Annotated in this window: 18 protein-coding genes; 11 read left to right on the top strand and 7 right to left on the bottom strand. The window is 34.9% G+C overall.

From position 1 onward, the window contains the following. Nucleotides 1–64 precede the first annotated feature (64 nt). The gene (locus MKY04_RS02400; RefSeq protein WP_126294938.1) at nt 65–919 is read left to right on the top strand and encodes a ParA family protein; all 855 of its coding nucleotides are present in this window, start codon (nt 65–67) and stop codon (nt 917–919) included. 81 nt (nt 920–1,000) lie between these two features. Here MKY04_RS02400 and MKY04_RS02405 read toward each other — a convergent pair whose 3' ends face one another. From MKY04_RS02405 to MKY04_RS02430, 6 genes are read right to left on the bottom strand one after another with little or no spacing between them, the layout of a single operon-like run. Then, nucleotides 1,001–2,038, bottom strand: coding sequence for an ABC transporter ATP-binding protein (locus tag MKY04_RS02405; protein ID WP_126294939.1), 1,038 nt, complete (start codon nt 2,036–2,038; stop codon nt 1,001–1,003). Further along, nucleotides 2,035–3,756: an ABC transporter permease gene (locus MKY04_RS02410; RefSeq protein WP_126294940.1), complete on the bottom strand. Its 1,722-nt coding sequence runs from the start codon at nt 3,754–3,756 to the stop codon at nt 2,035–2,037. Before MKY04_RS02410 ends, MKY04_RS02405 begins: the two co-directional genes overlap by 4 nt. Before the next feature lie 3 nt (nt 3,757–3,759). Continuing rightward, the gene (locus MKY04_RS02415) at nt 3,760–4,800 is read right to left on the bottom strand and encodes an ABC transporter substrate-binding protein (protein WP_246020365.1); all 1,041 of its coding nucleotides are present in this window, start codon (nt 4,798–4,800) and stop codon (nt 3,760–3,762) included. Between the two features lies 1 nt (nt 4,801). Further along, nucleotides 4,802–5,587 (bottom strand): 5'/3'-nucleotidase SurE, encoded by a 786-nt coding sequence (gene surE / locus MKY04_RS02420; protein WP_126294947.1) that lies wholly within the window; start codon nt 5,585–5,587, stop codon nt 4,802–4,804. Next, complete coding sequence (locus tag MKY04_RS02425) at nt 5,588–6,421, bottom strand: sugar phosphate isomerase/epimerase family protein (RefSeq protein WP_126294949.1); 834 nt, start codon at nt 6,419–6,421, stop codon at nt 5,588–5,590. Then, nucleotides 6,382–7,215 carry a PHP domain-containing protein gene (locus MKY04_RS02430; RefSeq protein ID WP_126294951.1) on the bottom strand — a complete coding sequence of 278 codons (834 nt, stop codon included), beginning with the start codon at nt 7,213–7,215 and terminating at the stop codon, nt 6,382–6,384. Before MKY04_RS02430 ends, MKY04_RS02425 begins: the two co-directional genes overlap by 40 nt. 363 nt (nt 7,216–7,578) lie before the next feature. On the opposite strand from MKY04_RS02430, the gene MKY04_RS02435 reads away from it, so the two are divergent. The 4 genes from MKY04_RS02435 (at nt 7,579) to MKY04_RS02450 (ending at nt 11,784) form a co-directional block, all read left to right on the top strand. Further along, nucleotides 7,579–7,824, top strand: a complete 246-nt coding sequence (locus MKY04_RS02435) for a hypothetical protein (RefSeq protein ID WP_126294953.1) — start codon at nt 7,579–7,581, stop codon at nt 7,822–7,824. A gap of 203 nt (nt 7,825–8,027) precedes the next feature. After that, complete coding sequence (locus MKY04_RS02440) at nt 8,028–9,335, top strand: sensor histidine kinase (protein WP_126294954.1); 1,308 nt, start codon at nt 8,028–8,030, stop codon at nt 9,333–9,335. Between the two features lie 96 nt (nt 9,336–9,431). Then, nucleotides 9,432–10,367, top strand: a complete 936-nt coding sequence (locus MKY04_RS02445) for an L-lactate dehydrogenase (RefSeq protein WP_126294956.1) — start codon at nt 9,432–9,434, stop codon at nt 10,365–10,367. Between the two features lie 457 nt (nt 10,368–10,824). Continuing rightward, nucleotides 10,825–11,784 carry a nucleoside hydrolase gene (locus tag MKY04_RS02450; RefSeq protein WP_126294958.1) on the top strand — a complete coding sequence of 320 codons (960 nt, stop codon included), beginning with the start codon at nt 10,825–10,827 and terminating at the stop codon, nt 11,782–11,784. A 191-nt stretch (nt 11,785–11,975) separates the two neighbouring features. On the opposite strand, the gene MKY04_RS02455 is transcribed toward MKY04_RS02450, so the two are convergent. Beyond that, nucleotides 11,976–13,454 carry an AraC family transcriptional regulator gene (locus MKY04_RS02455; RefSeq protein ID WP_346235256.1) on the bottom strand — a complete coding sequence of 493 codons (1,479 nt, stop codon included), beginning with the start codon at nt 13,452–13,454 and terminating at the stop codon, nt 11,976–11,978. Between the two features lie 166 nt (nt 13,455–13,620). On the opposite strand from MKY04_RS02455, the gene MKY04_RS02460 reads away from it, so the two are divergent. The 6 genes from MKY04_RS02460 (at nt 13,621) to MKY04_RS02485 (ending at nt 21,541) form a co-directional block, all read left to right on the top strand. Continuing rightward, nucleotides 13,621–14,994, top strand: a complete 1,374-nt coding sequence (locus tag MKY04_RS02460) for a YjiH family protein (protein WP_346235257.1) — start codon at nt 13,621–13,623, stop codon at nt 14,992–14,994. A gap of 20 nt (nt 14,995–15,014) precedes the next feature. Further along, the gene (hutU, locus tag MKY04_RS02465; protein ID WP_421663450.1) at nt 15,015–16,688 is read left to right on the top strand and encodes a urocanate hydratase; all 1,674 of its coding nucleotides are present in this window, start codon (nt 15,015–15,017) and stop codon (nt 16,686–16,688) included. A gap of 2 nt (nt 16,689–16,690) precedes the next feature. After that, the gene (gene hutI, locus MKY04_RS02470) at nt 16,691–17,962 is read left to right on the top strand and encodes an imidazolonepropionase (RefSeq protein ID WP_346235258.1); all 1,272 of its coding nucleotides are present in this window, start codon (nt 16,691–16,693) and stop codon (nt 17,960–17,962) included. Next, a complete protein-coding gene (locus tag MKY04_RS02475) occupies nt 17,959–18,945 on the top strand; it encodes an agmatinase family protein (protein ID WP_346235259.1) in 987 nt (328 codons plus the stop codon). The genes hutI and MKY04_RS02475 overlap by 4 nt, the downstream gene beginning before the upstream one ends. A gap of 228 nt (nt 18,946–19,173) precedes the next feature. After that, nucleotides 19,174–19,452 (top strand): DUF2564 family protein, encoded by a 279-nt coding sequence (locus tag MKY04_RS02480; RefSeq protein WP_126294963.1) that lies wholly within the window; start codon nt 19,174–19,176, stop codon nt 19,450–19,452. A gap of 403 nt (nt 19,453–19,855) precedes the next feature. Further along, on the top strand, nt 19,856–21,541 hold the full coding sequence (locus MKY04_RS02485) for a methyl-accepting chemotaxis protein (protein WP_126294964.1): 1,686 nt from the start codon (nt 19,856–19,858) through the stop codon (nt 21,539–21,541). Nucleotides 21,542–21,585: the final 44 nt, after the last annotated feature.

Raw genomic sequence — 21,585 nt, forward strand, 5'->3', positions numbered from 1 at the left:
ATGTTGAGGTCATAATATACATACTTTATTGAAAGGGAAGCTAAAGGTGAGAGGGGTGTAATGTTTGGGAATTGTAATACCGACAATAAATCTTAAAGGCGGCGTAGCGAAAACGACTACAACTGTGGGTCTTGCAGAAATGTTAACTTCTGAATTCAAGAAAAAGGTCCTACTCATTGACCTCGATCCACAAACCAATGCAACAACAATGTTAATTGGAGAAAATGCTTGGAAGAAACTAAATGATCAAGGGTATACATTAGCAACACTTTTTGAGGAAGTGTTAGAGCCTGACGATACAAAATTCATACTAGAAAAAACACTCCAAAAAAACGTATCTAACATTGCATCTGTTAAAAATTTAGATTTAATTCCATCAAGTTTGGATCTTATTAATGTTCAAGATGTTCTAGCAAAAATGCCAACTGGACCATTTTACGTAAATAACCCAATTGAAATATTAAAGAAAGCAATTCGACCCATTAAATTTAACTATGATTATATTTTAATCGACTGTCCTCCTAATTTGGGCATTATTACGCTAAACGGCATCCGCATCGCAAATGGCTATATTATCCCAACAATCCCTGACATTCTCTCTACATATGGCATTCCCCAAATTATAAATCGCGTTAATGAGTTTGCGAAAAATATGGATATGAAGATTGAAGCATTGGGCATTGTTATAACGAAATTTAAAGAAAATTCAAAGGTTCATAAAAATACGCTGGATAAGTTAATAAAGGAACTTGAAGTGCCAGTATTCAATTCGGTTTTTAAAGAAGATAATCAAATGGCAAGTGCTGCAGACTACACAATGCAACACGCAACGTTTAAACAAAAATGGGGGTATGATGGTCAGTTTGAAGCGTTTTACAATTTAGCAAATGAAATTATAGATAGGTATGAAGGAACGTAGTAAAATTTTATTTGGATATATATGATGAACAACAAAAACACAGGTCGGTTAACTGGAAAATAGTTAGCCGACCTTTCTATTTTATAAATTAGTTACATTCAAAGTAACATGATCCCCAATTTTAAGTGAGTTGTGAATGCCTGTAATGAAGTGAATTTCTTTCCCATTAACATTGACAATACAAGATACTTCCCTACCTTGGAATAATAGATTTTTTACTTCCCCGCATAGTCCATCTGAATCCTTTGATAATTGCAATTGCTCAGGTCTAACAGGACAAACTCCGGATTGCTTAAAAGAATCCGCAACATTCGGGTAATACCAACGAGTAGATGGTGAAGTGGAAGGGGAGAAATAATCTCCATTCCAGCTGCCTTCAATTAGATTCGCCTTACTAATAAACGATGCTACAAATTCGGTTTGTGGATAGAAATAAATTTCTTCCGGTGTTCCAATTTGTTCGATTAATCCGTCCTTCATAACAACTATTTTATCAGCCATTGCTAATGCTTCGCTTTGATCATGAGTTACATATACAATGGATGTTTTTATTTTTTGGTGGATTAATTGAATTTCGTTGCGAAGTTCGACCCGAAGTTTTGCATCTAGACTGCTCAACGGTTCGTCCATTAAAAGCAATGAAGGGGAGGCGCTTAATGCCCGGGCAATGGCAACGCGCTGTTTTTGTCCACCCGATAATTCACTTGGCATTCGATCAGCTAAATGACTTAAACCAACAATATTTAACATTTCAGTTACACGGGCTTCGCTATTTTTCTTAAGCTCCGGTCTAACAAAGCGGTGATGCTTCAATGGAAACATTACTTGTTCTTTAACTTTCATATGAGGCCATAATGCAAATGATTGAAATACAAGGCCTATATTTCTCTTCTCAGGAGGTAATGCATTAGTTTTCGATGCAACAATTTCTTGCTGCATTAAAATTTGCCCATCACTTGGGGTCTCAAATCCAGCAAGTAAACGTAATAAGGTCGTTTTACCGCAGCCTGATGGACCAACGATTGCAACAAATTCACCATCTTCAATCGTTAGATTAATTCCTTTTAATGCCTGAAAAGTGCCAAATTGTTTTTTTATTTCTATAAGTTCTGTTTTCATGAAGCTCTTACACTCCTTTGCCAAATATATATGATGCCGTACACAAGCGCTGCCAAAATGCCCATAAATAATAGTGTGATAACAGAGAAGGCAGTCGAGTAAGTCGTATAGCCAGCTTGTTCAAAATTGAAAATAATGACGCCAATTGTTTCAGATCCAGATGACCAAAGGAGAGAAGAAATCGTTAGTTCTGTTAATGTCGTTAAGAGAACTAAAATGCTTCCACTTAAAACGCTTGGTAAAATAAGCGGTAGTAAAATATATCTCCATTTACTCCAAGTACTAGCACCCGAAATATGTGCAGCTTCTTCTAAATCTACTGAAATTTGAGTAAATGCTGAAGAACTGCCACGTACTTGTAAAATCATAAATCGTGTTACATAAGCAATTAATAGAATCCAAATGGAACCGTAAATGCCGGGGTTCCATCCTGGAATGGGCTGCATCCATGTAAAAATCATTGCTAAAGCTAATACCATTCCTGGCAATGTATATGGAATACTAATTGAAACTTCTAACGCCTTTGTTAAAAAAGAGGGCTTGCGAATTCTAAAGTAGGCGACAAGCGTTCCAATTATAAGACATATGAGAGTGGTTAATCCTGCAAGTTTTAAACTATTTAATAGTGCAGTGGCCACTTTATCGTAATCGTATAAAAGATAATTAAAGTTATGAAGTGTAATATTTTCTAGTGTAAACGACAGTCCATATACTTTTAGCAAGGATGTTTTTAGCATCGATAATAATGGAACAATACTTACTCCAACTATAAACAGCCAAATGCTAAATTCAACGAACGGACGTGATTTACACAAGTAAAACCGTGGAGAATTATCAGCAGCAGCGGTTTCTGTTACTTTAGATTTGCGCAATAAAAACCATTGAATACCGGTTGCAAATAATGCAAAAACTGCTAGTAAAACAGAAAATGTTGCAGCTCGGGAAAATGCATTTTCTCCAAAGCCTATAACTTCCTGGTAAATGGCAGTACTTAAAATCGTTATATTAGATGGAATTCCTAAAAAAGCGGGAATTCCAAAGTTGTCCAAGTTTGATAAAAATGCAATCATTCCTCCACCTACAATACCGGGTAATGCCAATGGAACAGTAACGTGCCAAAAGGCTTTCAATTGTCCGCCTCCAGAAGCTCTTACAGCCCATTCAAGCTCACGTGGAATTTTTTTCAACACGTTTACGGTAAATAAATAAACGAGTGGATAGTGAGAAATACCAAGGACAAAAATAATGCCCCCCATAGAGTAAAGGTTAATATCAAATGCCTTTATATTGCCAACAAATTGTGTCCAAGCAATGGTAACAATATAAGAAGGAATAATAAAAGGGAGTAGTATAAATACTTGCATCAATTTTTTTAACCGGATATTTGTATAGGCCATTATCCAAGCTAAAGATACACCGACTATAAGCGATATGACAGTAGATCCAACTACGATTAGACAAGTATTTTTTATAACCGTCCATGTGTATTTTTCACTTAATATATTCGTATAGTTTTCAAACGAAAAGGAATCATTTGCTTGAAAGCTCATCAAAAATAATCGAATAACTGGAATAACAAAAACAATTAGAATGATAAGTAAGCTTAAATATAAATTTTTATTCTTAAAAAGCAGTGAAAACCATTCACTGCTTTTTTTCTTTGTATTTAATGACTTATAGCGATCTAATGTTTCATCATTAAATGAATTTCCCGTCATTTTTTACTCCCCAAACATCGTTTTAAATTGTTCTTTATCTGTTTCACGATTTGTAAAAAGCTCTGAAACATCTGCACTTAAGACATTCAGTTCACTTACACTCTTAAGGCCATTTGGAGCTTCCACATCAGTTCGAATTGGTGCATAGCCTAGACTAGCCGCTAATTCTTGACCTTCTTTAGATAACACAAAATCGATAAATGCTTGAGCAGCTTCTGGATCTTCAGCATCTTTCATAAGAGCGATTGGCTCTGTTATAACAGGTACACCTTCTTGAGGGTAAACCAACTCAATTGGAGAACCATCCTTTTTAGCATTGGTTACTAAATAATCCACAATAATCGCATAAGCTTGGTCGCCTGATTGAATCCCTTGTAATGCAGTTCCATTACCTTGTCCAACTGTTACACCATTTGATTTTAAGTTTTCATAAAAGTCCCATCCTAAACCATCAGTGCGCGTAAAAATTCCTAAGTTATACGCAGCGGCACCAGAGTAAAGAGGGCTAGGCATAATTGTTAAATCTTTTGTTTTTGCATCTGTCAAATCTGCCCATGAAGTAGGGGCTTCTTCAACTAGGTCTGTATTATAGGCTAAAACTGTTGCCATGATTTTCGTACCAACGTACATTTTATCTTCATCTACATATTGTTCTGGAATATTTTTAAGTTCAGGTGATTCATATGCTTCTAGTAAGTCTTGACTTTTTAAGTTTTCGAATGTCACTTCATCTGCTACTAGAAGTACATCTGCTTGTACATCTTTTGCTTCATTTTCTGCTAGAATTTTTCCGACTACTTCCTCTGTACCAGAACGGAAAGTATTAACTTTTACATCTGGATAAAGCTTATTAAACTCTTCTACTAGCGCAGTTGCATCTGTTTCTGGCTGTGAAGTATAGAAGGATACAGTTCCTTCTATTTCAGAAGTAGGAGATGTTGTATCTGTTTCCGTTTGCTCACTAGTCTCAGTAGATCCACAGGCAGCTAAGCTTAATGCAAGAACCGCTGAAGTCGGCACCATCCAAATTTTTTTAAAGTTCATTTTAATTCGCTCCTTTGTTATCAAATAGTTGACTTTTATAGGTTTCGATTAGTTCGTTTGCTGTAAAGCTGTATTGTATAGGTGTAATCGTAGCGTAGCCTTGTTTGATTAGCATAAAATCATAATCAATATAGTCGCTCGCAATGGTTGAGCGACGGTCTTTAAGCCAATAAAAAATTTGACCAAATGAATCGTCTATTGTGACATGTTTATACCGTTCTATAGAAAAATCTAAATCTGCAATTTTAAATCCTTTAAACTTGTCCAGTTCTACATATGGAAAATTAACGTTTAACAATACCTTGTTATTTAATGGCTTTTTAAAAATTTCACGCAAAAATTGAAAAAGCCATTTTTTACAGTTTGTAAAGTTTGTTTCCTGTGGGTTATATGAATCCAATGAAAGTGCAACAGATGGCAGGTTAAATAATTGGGCTTCCAGTGCTGCGCTTATGGTTCCTGAATAAAATACATCGCGGCCAATATTTGAACCCATATTTATACCTGCAAAGACAATATCAATTGGCTCTTTAATTAAGACTTCGAGTGCTAATTTTACACAATCTGATGGAGTTCCTGATATGCTCCAAGAAGTAACTTGGCTTGAATTAAATAGGTTTAATTCAGTTACTGAAATTGGCCTTCGCAATGTAATCGAATGACTAATTGCACTATTTTCAACATCTGGGCAAACTACGAAAACCTTTCCGAAGTTTTCCAGAACCTCCACTAATGCTTTTACACCTGGAGCAAAAATACCATCATCATTTGTTACTAAAAAATTCATTTAAGTAACTCCTTTTAGTTGTAGTAGGGAATTTGTTTGGAAATACTCTAAATGATCATAGAAAAACACATGATTCTTTGATGTATCTAGGCCTTCCAATACTACGGGTACTTTTAAAGAGTCAATCGTCTCCCATAATGAACAATCTAGCTGCAACTCTCCTTTTCCGAGTGGAACATGATAAGTAGTGTTTGTTGAGTCGCTAACATGAATTTTATCTACTTTTTGTAATGTTTTAAGTTCGTCAGCTATTGAAAAATGAAATGGGATATGAGCAATATCAAATGTTGTTTGAATACAGTCATCTGTAAAAGCTACTAAATCATTTATTTTCCGCGCTTCACAATAAATTTCCTTAGAGGCCGGCTCCATCAATTCCAAAGAAATATTTACACTGTATTTATCTGCTAAAGATGTAAGCTCATCAAGTGTATGAAGCATAATATTTCTATGATTTTGTTCCCAACGACCGTAAACTGTTAATTTTCCTGGATGCACGGTGATAGAAGGGATGCATAGCTTATTTGCGATACGTATGGAATTTTCTACTTCACGAATTGATTGATTGCGAATACCTGCATTGAGAGAGCATAAATTTAAATCCCAACTGTTGGCATGGATTGTTGCCTGCAGATGATAGGCATGTAATAAGTGCTGGATTTCATGTAAATTCCAGTCCTGAAATTGTAATTGCTCTACCCATATTTCGATTCCCTTTAAATTTTCTGCCTTTACTACTTTGCAAATATGTTCAAATGAATGTCCCCAAAAAAGAGTAGAGGATGCGAATAGATTCATTGCTGCACCTTCTTTTCTAACAATTGAGGAATCCATTTCATTAATTCTTCTTCTTCAAAAGGTACACTACCAATCATTTGAGGGTTTTTTGAAGTAAATCCATGAAAGTCGCTGCCTACACTCATATATAAATCATGTTGCTTAGCTACTTCATACCAATAGTTCATCGTTTGTTTTTTGTGTAAGGCATAGAAAACTTCAATGCCATCAATTCCTTCCTTCAAAATATTTTCAAATTCAAAATTGAAGCTGTAAATGCCGGGATGGGCTAAAAATGCAAGACCTCCTGCTTCATGGATTAAATCAATTGCTCCTTTAGAGGTTTTTCCTGCACGTTCTATATAAGCTGGGGCGCCTTTAATAAGTAATGTTTCATAAGCGTGTTTGGCTGTTGGAAACGCTCCAATAGCTACTAACTCATCTGCAATATGGGTGCGTACAATAATGCCGCCCTTTGCCCGTTGAAAACAGTTTTCCCACTTGATGGAAAATCCTAATTGTTGAAGCTTTTGAACAATTGACTTGCTCCAGTTTATTCGTTCATTTTTACGAAATTTGCAGTATTGTTTAAGTGCAGGGTATGTAGGGTCCAAGCCAAATCCTAAAATGTGTAATTCTCCATTTGGTCCATCCGTATTAAATTCCATTCCTACAAGCATCTTTGGCGATATTTGCAATGGATTCTTTGCAAGTTCAAAATATGCGTCCAGTGAATCATGATCTGCAATTGACATAATTTCAAGCTGTTGGTCAATTCCAAGCTGTAATATCTCACCAGGTGTCATTTCTCCATCTGAGCAAGTTGTATGCATATGCAAATCGATTTTCAACTTAAGCACCTCACTTTCATATCCAAACGTAATTGTACAGACGGATTGTAAATTTATTGAATGGACTGGTGTTAAGAATTTTGAAGTTATTGTAAAAGGTATGGGGGATTTTTTATGGGGATTAACAGCTAAAGTATATTTAATTTACATGAATTTTACTTTTAAGGAATTCCTTAATGGCAATTGTAAATAGAAGTTTACATAGAAGAAATAATATGGATATGAAAAAGGTTACTAGAGTATGAAGCATTTTAGTAGTAGAAAATAAAATAATTTAAAATGGATAAACTACAACTTGAATAGTATAGAAAAGGAAAAAATGCTTATCTATACTGTTCAAAACAAATCAATGGGAGGATAGCTATGTCAAATGTAGAAAAGAACAACACTGGGTTAAATTGTGTTTCTAATGAAAGAGGAGCTGCCTGTAGAGTTGAAATGGGCAAGGAAAAACGAAACAGCCGTTCCCAAAACTACAATGAAGAGATAGCCTCTGAGTTCGTAGTAGATGCGACATTAGAAAATGTAAACAATTTTGTAGATCAGTCCGGTAATAAGTTCGAGCCTAATAAAGAAAAGACTGTAAGCGAACGAAGCGCATGGAATTAGGTTATATTTGACAGCTGTTCAAAACATTGAGATGAAAGGCTAAAGGAATATTCCTTCCTTTAGTCCTTTTAATTTTTTTTAAATGGTAGCTAAATAAAAGGCAAATTAAGGCAAAATAGTATACAATACTTATACGAAACATTATTACTAGTTTGATTGTAATATTCTAATAGGAATAATTTTGATAAGGAAGTACCGTTTTTATGAAAAGTCATAAAATAAAACTAATTCTAGTTTTATCAACTATTTTATTACTATTTTTCACCAGCTTAAGTGTCTATACTATATCAGTAAATATGAAGAGAACGGTTGTCGAATCGATAGGAAGTCAAAGTCTTGAAGCTGCGAAGGCCATTGCATCAGATATGGATATTGAAGCCTACAAAAGATTTTTGGATAACAAAGTTCAAAATAATCATTACTGGGAGATTAGAAGGTATTTAAATGATGCGAGGGAAAAATTAGGAGCCTTATATGTTTATACACTTGAGCTTGAGAGTCCAAAAGAAGCGAAAGCGATGATAGTAGGATTACCCCCGGAAAGAACGGATATTGGAATTGGTGAACCCTGTATGGTACCTGAACCCCTGCTTAAACGCGCCTATTATGAAGAAAAACATTATGTCACAGGTGTAATGGAGGATCCGAAATTCGGCGTTTATTTATCAGCTGGAGTACCAATCAAAGATGGAACAGGGGAAACTATTGGCTACTTGGGAATTGATATTAGTGCGAAAAGAATTAGTGAAATTGAGGGAACTGTGCTAGAAGATAATATTGTTATTTTTATATTTAATGGTGTTTTTATCTTAATCATTATTGCCTCATTTTTCCTTATGCAAAGATGGTATCTAAAAGAAGTAGCAAAAGAAGTAGGGGATACCGAAGATACATATCAAACTGAAATAAAGACCTTAATAGCATCTGTCTCTTCTTTAAGACATGACTTTGTAAACCATATACAGGTAATCCATGGTCTTTTAATGATTGGCGAATTAAATAAAGCATTACAATATGTCTCTTCACTTTCAAAAGAAGTCGAAGTAATTAAATCAATTGAATTAGATGTGGAGCATCCTGGACTAGGTATATTATTACAAGCAAAAAAACTGGCAGCTGAAAACCAACTGATTGATATGGATATATCAATTTCTAAAAATGCATTTGATAAAATAAAAACAACAGACATGATTAAAATTTTATCGAATTTAATTGATAATGCAATTGAGGCAACGATCGAATTACCTGAAGAAAAACGAAAGGTTGTCATTAATTGTATTGCAGATGAAGCAAAGTATGTTTTTAAGATTATGAATACAGGTCCTAAAATAATTGATGATGAAATAATATTTAAACAGGGTTATTCAACTAAGAAAGTAGAACAAGGGAAAACAAGAGGGCAAGGACTATTCATTATAAAGGAAATTGTTCATAAATATAATGGTACCGTTTCTATTAGTACAACAAATGATTTAGAGATTACGGTTATGGTTGAGATTCCTATTAAATAAATCTTTAAAAATTTTAGAGTTCACCTTATTTATTAGTGTGTTATATTAATACATATAAATGAATTAATATTCGATATGGAATATAGGGGTGAAATGATGGGAATTAAAGTAAGAAGTGTTGGAATAATTGGTGTAGGACATGTCGGTGCACATTGTGCTTATAGTCTTGCAGTACAAGGAATCGTAGATGAACTGATTCTTGTAGATATTAACAAAGAGAAATTAACTTCAGAACGACAAGATTTAGTGGATAGTGTTGCACATTTTCCTCACAGAGTAACTATTAAAACAGGGGAATATAAAGATTTAGCTAACTGTGATATCGTTGTTATTAGTGCAGGCGGCATTACGCAAGATCAAAACCGTCTATCTGAATTAAAACAATCTATTAATGTAGTAAATAGTTTTGTAGAAGAAGTTGTTTCATCAGGATTTAATGGAATTTTTATTAACATTACAAATCCTTGTGATATTATTACGGGTCACGTTTATAAGTTGTCAGGCTTTGACAGCCATCGTGTCATCGGTACGGGAACATGTTTAGATAGTGCAAGACTGCGTGAGGTAATTGCGCGTGAAACAGGGGTCGATCATAAATCGATTATCGGATATACAATGGGAGAGCATGGAGATTCTCAAATGATTCCTTGGTCTCATATTTCGATAAATGGAAAACCAATCTTAGAATTGGCGCAGCATGATTCACGCTTTGCTCTGGATCATGAAGCGGTTCTACAAGAAGTAGTTAACGCTGGATGGACTACATTTAAAGGAAAAGGTGCTACTGAATATGGTATTGCGTCCGCGTTAGCACGACTTGTTCATTGTATTTACCATGATGAAAAACAAGTTATCCCTGTAAGTACACTATTGAGTGGGCAATATGGCCAAACTGATATTTATACTAGTGTACCAGCAATCATTGGCAAGGATGGCGTTGAAGAAATCATTGAATTGAACTTAACAGAGGAAGAAATGAAGGTCTTCAATCAATCATGCGATGTTTTGCGTAAGCATATTGAGACAGTCTAGATTTTTGCCTCGTCATCTCAAGTATTGTTAAAGGGTGCTGAGTTATGACATGAAGCCTCTATGCAAGTAGGTTTTTATAAATAAATTTAAAGACCTGATGCAGGAAAGCATACTACGGTCCCTTAAAGGGGGCAGTTTTATAGGATTAACCCATCTAAGCCACATAACTTAAGATGGGTTTTTTTATGGCTAAATGGATGTTTAGAAATGCTCTATACTGAGAATCTATGAGATGTCATATATAAGAAGTATTGTGGGAAGCAGTGTTTTAAAGGGGAATAAATTTTCATTAGGTTTTAGCTGTATTTTACGGATAAAAATACAATTTAGTAATTAAATCATTTTTATTGACATACTTTTCAATATCCAATTATTTACAAGATTAGAGTGAAATAGGACCTGAAAATTTAATTACCTTTAAATTCACTGATTTGAGGTATTAAAAAGGGGGCTCAATATGACTAAAATCCCAATTATTATCGACACCGATCCAGGGATTGACGACGCAATGATGCTTATTTTAGCTTTTGCCAATGATCATGCTTTTGACATACGGCTAGTGACAACAAGCGCTGGGAATATTTCTCAAGATAAAACAAACTATAATACGCGTGCCTTTTTAAGTTATATTGGAGCAAATGTTGAAATTGCCCGAGGTTTAGAAAGTCCTATAATTTATGAAATAGAAGAGGCGGAAGAAGTCCACGGAGAAAGTGGTCTAGGAAATGTACAATTTTTAACACCAACGTTGCCAATAAGCTATCGTACTGCAATTACGGCCATGCTGGAAACGATTTTAAAAAGCGATGAAAAAATAACAATCGTTTCAACAGGACCATTAACAAATATCGCAGCCTTAATACTCGCACATCCAGAAGTAAAAGCAAAAATAGAACGTATTTCTTGGATGGGTGGTGCAGCGGTAGGTGGCAATGTCACACCGACAGCAGAATTTAATGCGTACGTCGATCCACATGCAGTTGAAATTGTGTTTCGTTCAGGTTTACCTATTGTGATGAGTGGTTTGGATGTAACACATAAAGCCTTTATTACAATTGATGAAATGAAAAATATTTTAAATAAAGATACTGACTTAACACAAAAGTTAAATCAAATGGTGGAGTTTTATCTTAAAAATATAAAAAAAACACCGTTTCATGAAGAAAATTATGACAAAGTACTTCATTTCCACGATGTATGCGCGGTAATGTACTTATTAAAGCCGGATATTTTTGAAGGTCAAGATTACTACGTTGAAGTAGAGCTTGAAGGGGTTACAGTTGGTACAACAGTCGTGGATTATATGGAGAAAACGGGAAAAGTACCAAATGTTCATGTTCTATATGAAGTTAGTCGAGAAGCTTTTGTAAAGGAATTTAAGAAAGCAGTGGAGATTATTTCGGAGAGGATAAGCTAAGTCCTTCCTTCTAGTTTACATTCAATTATATGAAAATTAGATTATTAATGCCCTGTCCACATTTGGAAAGGGCATTTTTATAATTGCTTTATCTTTCTAAGTGTTAGGAGAAGAAGCTTTAATTTTAAAGACACTGTATTTAAGGGTTTTATAGAAAAGCAAACTACACCATAATGGTATTTAGAAGTTGGTTATTCTCTCTTCTCCCTTAACATTTTTCGGTATCGATTTGGAGATTGCCCCGTATAAGCTTTAAAAAGTTTTGCAAAGTAATTAGGATCTTCAAAACCATTTAACTGTGCAACTTCACTAATCGGAAAATTTGTATCTAATAAAGTCTTTTGAGCATGCTGTATGCGAATCTGCTGTAAATAGCGTTTAAATGCAACACCATGATGCTTACTAAAAATACTACTTAAATAGTTAGAGGTAATTCCTAGTTGATTGGCTATTTCAATTAAAGACAATTTAGTATTTTTATATTGTTGTTCAATTAAATCAGCTGCCAATTCTGCGTAATTTGCTTTAAGTTCTAATTTTGCATCAGCTGCAAGCTTCATTAATGTTTGTGTAAAAAGGATGATTTCCTGAATAATTGTATATAGAATAGGGTGTTCTAATATAATGTTGAATAATTGACGATAATTTTCTTCTAATACGGCTTTTTGATGTAAATTATATTTCAGCATAAACCGTCTAATTTGTGCTAACACACTGGTTAGATGTATACGAATTGAATCTTGCTCATAATAAGTCCCATCAATAGATAATCGGTAGAGAAATTCTTTAATTGTTTGTATATCAAGATTTTCAAGACCTTGTATCCATAGCTGCTGTTCCTCAGGTGTTAATAACGGATCTAAGGGAAGTGGAATAAGCTGCTTGCTGACATAAAAAATATGCTCAAATCCCTTATAGAATCGTTGCTTTAAGGCTTTCTTAGTCTCTAAATAAATTTCATTCAATTGAGCAGGTTCTCTATCATAAATAGCTATATTAATATAGCTGCCACTCATAATATTCCATTCCCGAATTAATGTTCTTGCCTTTTTCTCAAATAATGATTTCTCAACAAATTCTGAGATACAGATGATACGTTTTGATAATGGATAAATTTCTATACTTTCGAAAATCGGGGTTTCCTTTAACCAACTATATAAAGCGCTTAAATCTTTGGGATACTCTGGCTCGATAAGGAAAAAAAGTCGATTGTCCTTTAAAAAGCTACCATTTTCATTGTTTAAAAAGAGTTGTAAGTAAAAAACATTTGTTAAATCATAATCTCCAATAGAATTGACAACAGTTTTATTTTCCTTTGTAGAAGAATTAATTAAATACTTCAAATGATTTAAATCCACAGGCTTTACGAAAAAGTGCGTTACTTGCATTTGAATTGCCTTTAAAGCGTGTTGAAAAAGTGGTTCGGAGGTTATTGCATAAATCTCGGTTCCGTCTTTTCTAGCTAATTTGAAAAAGGCAATATCATTTGGATGTTTTATTAATTCTATCTCGACAATTAAAATATCTGGATGTACTTGTTGATATTGCTGATATAGTTGATCAATTGAGTTTAAAATATATACTTCAATTTCATTTAATAGATAAGACTCCAAATACCATTTAAATCCCTTTGCTTCTGTATAATCTCGATCAATAATGAAAATTTTCATTCTAATCACCTTATAAAATTCCAGAATCATATTTTTTTTCTATTATACAATTAAATTCTAATTAAAAACATATAAAATTCCATTTTCTCATTTTAAAATTCTATATTTTTCGAAAAGACTGAATATTAAAATGTAAATATAAATAAAAAGCAAAGGGGGAAGAGAAATGACTGAGAGTGTTAAAGAGCTGTCGGCGGAAGAATTAGCCGAATCGAATAAAATAGATCAAATGACTGCGATAAATGCTTCAAATAAAACTACAACAACTTTAAAAATGATTGTATGCAGTCTAATTGGTATTTTCAGTTTCTTTGTAACATTTGAATGGAATGGAAAATCTTCCATTCTAATCGACCATATAGTCAGTTTTATATCTACATCTTTTCCAACATTGGTTACTGCATATGTCTTTATTTTACTAGTGGCGGGTGCAATATTGCCATTTGTTAATAAAAGCTGGAAGAAGGATATGGTTAGTAGAATTTTATCTATCTTTAAATTAGCAGGATTAGTTATAGGTATTATGCTAATTTTCGGAGTCGGTCCAGCATGGCTTTTTGCACCAGACGTAGGACCATTTTTAATGGATAAGTTAATTAAACCAGTAGGTGTTTTAATTCCAATAGGATCTGTATTTTTAGCATTGCTTGTTAGTTATGGCTTACTAGAGTTTATCGGTGTTTTCATGCAGCCGTTTATGAAACCAATTTTTCGTACACCAGGTCGTTCTGCTGTTGATGCAGTAGCGTCTTTTGTTGGAAGCTATTCAGTAGGATTGTTATTAACAAATCGTGTTTTCAAGCAAGGTAAGTATACGATTCGTGAAGCAGCAATTATTGCAACTGGCTTCTCTACTGTATCTGTTACGTTTATGGTCGTAATGGCCAATACACTCGATATTATGGAATATTGGTCACAGTTCTTTTGGATTTCCCTAATTATTACATTTGTTGTAACAGCAATAACAGCACGTATTTACCCGCTTAATCGAATGAAGGATGAGTTTTTAGAAGGAACTACTGCAGACCCAGAAGTCATCATAAGAGGAAAGCGTTTCCAAAATGCATGGCAAGAGGCTTTAAATGCAGTAGAGAAAAACCCTACATTCTTTAAGAATTTATATCTTCATCTAAAAGATGGTCTCATAATGGCGATGGGTGTTATACCTTCCATCTTATCAATTGGTTTACTAGGAATAGTATTAGCCTTGTATACACCATTATTTGATGTTATTGCATTCATCTTTGCACCATTCACTTATTTATTACAATTGCCAGAACCTATGCTGACTGCGAAGGCTCTTTCATTATCAATCACAGAAATTTTCTTGCCTTCCTTATTAGTGGCAGAAGCATCGCTAATTACTAAATTTATTGTGGCGAATGTATCAGTGTCAGCGATTTTATTCTGTTCAGCAGTTATCCCGTTAATTTTATCAACCGATATACCTTTAACAATTCGCCAGTTAATTATTATTTGGTTTGAACGGGTTGTACTTTCTTTAATTATCGTAACACCAATAGCATTTTTATTATTTTAATTTTTAAGGGGAGATTATAGATGAATAAATTGATGAATAAAAATATTAAAGCACCTAGAGGAAATCAATTAACATGTAAAGGATGGCAACAAGAAGCTGCAATGCGCATGCTCATGAATAATCTTGACCCTGAAGTTGCAGAAAATCCGGATGAATTAGTTGTTTATGGCGGTATCGGTAAGGCGGCGCGAGATTGGGAATGTTTTGAACAAATCATAGCGTCTTTAAAGGAATTAGAAAATGATGAAACATTACTTGTGCAATCTGGTAAACCTGTAGCTGTTTTCCGAACACATGAAAATGCTCCACGTGTATTAATTGCAAATTCAAATTTAGTTCCAGCTTGGGCAAATTGGGAGCATTTTTATGAGTTGGAAGAACGCAATTTAATGATGTATGGCCAAATGACTGCTGGCAGTTGGATTTATATAGGAGCTCAAGGAATTTTACAGGGTACTTATTTAAGTTTTGTAGAAGCAGGCAAAAAGGTTTTCGGATCAGCTGATTTAAGAGGAAAATTCATTTTAACTGGCGGTATGGGAGGAATGAGTGGTGCTCAACCCCTTGCAGGAAAAATGGCTGGTGCTGTCATCTTAGTTGTTGAGGTAGACCGAAAACGTATTGAACGTAAAATAAAAGAAGGCTATTGTGACTATTTGGTGGAAACGGTAGATGATGCTCTTGAATTGGTAAATAAACTACGAGAAAACAAAGAACCTGCATCCATTGGTTTAGTAGGCAACTGTGCAGACGTACACAGAGAGCTTCTTAACCGTGGAGTAATCCCAGATTTTGTTACTGATCAAACTTCTGCACATGATCCGATAAATGGATATGTTCCGAATGGCATGAGTTTTGAAGAAGCGTTAGAGTTGCGCAAAGCAGATCCAAAAGAATATGAGAAAAGAGCAAAGCAAGCTATGGCAGACCATGTGCAGGCGATGCTTGATTTCCAAAAGGCAGGAGCAGAAGTATTTGACTACGGAAACAATATTCGTGCTTATGCTAAAGAAATGGGGGTTGAAAATGCTTTCGATTTCCCTGGATTTGTACCAGCGTATATTCGACCACTATTTTGTGAAGGTAAAGGACCGTTTCGCTGGGCAGCTTTATCAGGTGATCCAGAAGATATTTACAAAACAGATGCTCTTGCAAAAGAAATGTTTGCAGATGATGAGGGCTTAGTTAACTGGATTGATATGGCTCAAAAAATGGTTAAATGGCAAGGTCTTCCTGCACGTATTTGCTGGCTTGGTTATGGCGATCGCCATCGCTTCGCATTAAAGGTAAATGAAATGGTAGCTAATGGAGAATTAAAGGCACCAATAGTATTCGGCCGTGATCACTTAGACTCTGGTTCTGTTGCATCGCCAAACCGTGAAACAGAAGGAATGTTAGATGGATCGGATGCAGTATCAGATTGGCCAATCTTAAATGCTTTAATTAATACAGCAGGAGGAGCTAGTTGGGTTAGTGTCCATCATGGCGGAGGTGTTGGTATGGGATATTCACAACACGCTGGTCAAGTATTAGTGGCTGATGGAACACAATTGGCAGCTGAAAAGATTAATCGAGTTCTTGTTTCAGATCCAGGTATGGGTGTTGTTCGCCACGCAGATGCTGGTTATGATATAGCAATTAAAGCTGCTAAAGAAAAGCATGTTAAAATGCCAATGCTGGACAAAAGAGGTTGATAGTGATGCCTACATTAATTAAAAATGCAAATGAAGTTATAACGCTAAAAGGGGATCGAAAAGGTCCTCGTACAAAAGAAGCAATGAAGGAAATTGGTATTATAAAAAACGGCAGTATTTTAATCGATCAAGATCAAATTGTTGCTGTTGGTACGTTAGAAGAAATACAAAGAGAACATCCACAACTTGCTATGGATGCAGAAGTGATTGATGCTGCTGGAAAGATTGTTATGCCTGGACTAGTCGATTGCCATACCCATCTAGTACATGGTGGAACACGGGAAAATGAATTCAATATGCGTTTAAACGGGTTTACCTACATGGAAATTATGAATGCAGGCGGAGGCATTCACTCAACGACGAAGAGTACCCGTCAAGCTAGCTTTGAAGATTTATATGAGAAAACATTTAATCATTTAAATGAATTTTTAAAGTACGGTGTTACCACTGTTGAAGCTAAGAGTGGCTATGGCTTAGATTGGGAGAATGAAAAAAAACAGTTAGAAGTAGCAAAAAAACTTCAAGAGACACATGTTATTGATATTGTAAGTACCTTTATGGGAGCACATGCAGTTCCGATAGACTATAAAGGGCGAGAAGATGAATTTGTTGATATTATTATTAACCAAATGCTTCCTAAAGTAGCCGAAGAAAATCTTGCGGAATTTAATGATGTATTTTGTGAAAAAGGAGTGTTTACACCCGAACAATCTCGTAAAATTTTGGAGGCTGGAAAGCTATATGGATTAACACCTAAAATTCATGCTGACGAGATAGAACCATACGAAGGTGCTGAACTTGCAGCGGAAGTAGGAGCAATCTCTGCAGAACACTTGCTAGTTGCCTCAGATGAGGGGATTAGAAAAATGGCAGAGGCAGGAACTATTGCCGTTTTACTTCCAGGTACAGCTTTCTTCTTACGTGCACCTTTTGCCCGTGGACGACTAATGATTGATGAAGGGGTACCTGTTGCAATTTCAACAGACTTTAATCCTGGTTCATCACCTACAATTAGCTTGCCGTTTATTATGAATTTAGCTTGTATGAACATGGGACTTACACTGGAAGAAGTATTAACGGCAACAACAGTCAATGCTGCTTATGCGATTAACAGAGGGGATCAAATTGGTTCACTGGAAAAGGGGAAAAAAGCAGATATATTAGTGTTGAATGTGGCCAACTATAAACAATTACAATACTATTACGGTATGAACCACACTCATATAGTTGTGAAAAACGGTAAAGTAGTCTTAAAGGACGGAGTTTTTCAATGATAGAAGGATTAAATGAATATGTACAAAAATCTTCAACAGTATGGATAAGAGAAGAAGGCAAGGATATAAAGGTTAAGGATTGGATTATACCTGTCTGGGAAGAACAACGTGAAGACTGGGATGCTGTTATTCTTGGTGTCCCACTTTCGAGATCTTCTATTAGTGCATCTGCTGCATCGGAATTTCCGAAGGCATTCCGAAAGGCTTGGGAACTATTCACAACTTATTATTTTGACGAACATGTTGATTTTCGGGATTATAAAGTTGGTGATCTTGGCGATGTAAAAATGCACTATACAAATATTCTTCAGTGTCATGATAATATAGAACATGCTATGCAGCATATTCAACATAATTATCCTAACTCTTTTTATGTATCCATTGGCGGCGATCATTCAATCACTGCACCATTAGTTCGTTCAATTCAAAGTAATAATGAAAATAAATCAATAGGAATTGTTCAGCTCGATACACATTTGGACTTGAGAGATTTAAGCCAAGGTCCAACGAATGGAACACCAATTCGTCAACTTGTGGAAGGCAATGTTGTAAAGGGTGAAAATGTATATAATATTGGACTTCATGGGTTTTATAACGCACCTTCATTAATTGAAGCGGCACATAAACATAAGGTCAATATGATTTCATTAAAACAGCTTCGTAAAAAAGGCATTGCTTCCGTGATACATGATGTGATGGAGCAGCTTTCCAATAAAGTTGATATTGTTTATCTTACGGTTGATATGGATGTATTGGATATTACCTATGCACCAGGCGTCCCGGCATCAACACCAGGTGGAATGCGGACTGACGAGCTTTTTGATATCTTATTTGAGATGGGGAAATATCCAATAGTCCGTGCAATGGATTTTGTTTGTATCGACCCAAATCGAGATAATCAAGTGCAATCTACTGTCAAGGCAACAACTTATGCGTTTTTAACAGCGTTAGCATCGCGGTATATTCATAAAATGAAAAAATAGATAAATATTAATAGAGCTTTATATACAAAAATTATTTTACTTGTATATAAAGTTCTTTTTTATTTCCATCAACTATTAGTATGGAATAATGTTGTTTATTTAAACAAAAATAATTTCGTTATTAACTGAAATGAAAATTAATTCACTTTAATGATGTACATATTTTGTCGTTAGATTACAATACTAAGATTTAGTAATGATTAATTCGAAAGAAAGGGAAGAATATATATGGCAAAGCATTCAGACACAAGTTGGAAACAAGATCACCCGAGTACTTTATTCAGCAACTCTGTTCAAAAGGCTGATCGCGCGGTAAAGCAAGCAATGTCACACCCAGAGGAAATAGCAGTTGAGCATGCATTTAATGCAATTTCTCATGCAGAGAACGCATTTGAAAATGCAGAACAACATAATGAGCATATGGATTTAGTTGAACATAATAAATCACAGCTAGAGTTGTTGAAGCAGCAATTACAAGAAGTACAGAAGATTGTAGAAGATCACTGATTTGGGTCAATTCAAGCTTAACAAAGGGATTTCTAAAAAGGCTTGTAGTATTAGATACTACAAGTCTTTTTGGGAATTGTGGGAAATCTTGTTAAATTATTGTTTATAAACTTGATACTTTTCTATATAAAGGAGTATTAATCCTTATTGAGACAAATGTTTGTAATCTAATACTCCTAGTAATAATAAGTAATGCTTACCCATTAAGGTTCACCTCTAAGTAATGTTTACTCCATATTCCTCGCAAATTAATCCTTTTTATTAAATTAATCTCTTCCAGTACCCTATTAACACAATCGATAAATTATAAACCCTTCTTAGTAATTTTAAGGAAATTTTAAGGCTCATCCATTACTTTAAACATATTAAAAATTACGATTATCGGCTAGAAGGGGATATTTAAATGAAAATGACTATTCGTAAAAAAATGTTATCAGGGTTTTTGATTCTTACGGTTCTTCTTGGTGCCGTTTGTGCTCTATCTTATTATGAAATCCAAAAAATAAATCATTCTTATTCAGATTTGGTGGAACAATTGGATACTAATTTAATAAATATAAAAGATATTCAGCTCTATGCTTCTAGAGAAGTTGCAAGTTTGAGAGGCATTTTGGCTGGTGAGGAAGGCTCTTTAGAATTTTTACAAACAACAATTGAGCAATTAGAAGAAAAAGTGACTAGTGAAGAGACAGTCATTCAAGGTCAGGAAGCAAATGAGTTACTAATAACAATTTCTGATTTACATGAACAGTTGAAGGAAAAATCTTTAAATGCCATTAATTCAGAAGAGGCAAATAACGAACAAGTTAACCAACTCGTTAATGAAGAAATCATTCCGATAGCTGCACAAATAGAAGAAGCTGCTAATGAAATGGTTGAGATTCAGACAAAACAAATGCAGGAAGGTATTACTGCAAATTCAGATATGGTTGCTTCTGTTAAAAACATAAATTTATTTTGGGGTCTTATCTCTTCTGCTCTAGCAATCCTTATTAGCGTTTTCATGTCTCGGATGATTACTCGTCCTATTTTATTTTTAGTAGAAGGAGCGAGAAATATAGCTTTAGGTGATTTAACACAAGACGATATAATAGTGGGAAATCGTGATGAAATTGGGGAATTAGCTCGTGTCTTTAACGAAATGAAACAGAGTCTCCGCCAATTGATCCATCAAGTTCATTTAAATTCAGAACGTGTAGCTTTCACATCAGATGAATTATCTGCTAGTGCTGAAGACACAAATAGAGCAACGGAACAAATTACTTTTGCTATGCAGGAAATTGCAATGGGGGCAGAAAAGCAAGTCTCCATGGTTATTCAGGCTGCGGAAGCATCCGAGGAAATATCGAAAGGAATGAGTAAGGCTGCTGATTCTATTCAGTCTGTTGCTAATTTAACGATTGCTGCTAATAACAATGCGGCGATAGGAAATGATGTAGTAAAGCAAACAATAGAACAGATGAATCAGGTACAAGATTCTGCAAGGGAATCTGCTCAGGTTGTTCATACATTAAGTGAAAAATCCAAAGAAATTGGCAAAATTATTGAGTTGATTACACAGGTCGCTGATCAGACAAACCTGTTGGCCTTAAATGCGGCAATTGAGGCTGCACGGGCAGGTGAACAAGGAAAAGGATTTACTGTTGTTGCAGATGAAGTTCGAAAATTGGCTAACCAATCATCTATCGCAGCAGAGCAAATACGTAATCTTATTAAGGAAATACAGGATGAATCCCAGAAAGCTGTTAAATCGATAAATAGCAGTACACAAGTTGTTAAAGAAGGTTTAAATATGGTAAGAAAAACGGGTAACTCTTTCCGAGATATAGATCAATCTATTAAACAGGTGGCCGTTGAATCTCAAGAAGTAGCTGCAATAGTTAAACAAGTACATTCTAATTTACAAAAAGTGGACAACGGGATACAAGAAGTAAGATACATAGTGGAAGAATCTACAGCTAAAATACAAAATGCAGCAGCATCTACCGAGGAGCAGAACTCTACAATGAAGGAAGTATCCTCTTCGGCTGAAATATTAAGTGAAATGGCTCAAGAATTACAGGGAATTATTAGTAATTTTAAATCTTAATACTATGGCGGTAAATATCATCACTCAAAAAGGGAGTCATTAGA

The organism is Lysinibacillus telephonicus, assembly GCF_039654155.1.
Lineage (GTDB): Bacteria > Bacillota > Bacilli > Bacillales_A > Planococcaceae > Ureibacillus > Ureibacillus telephonicus.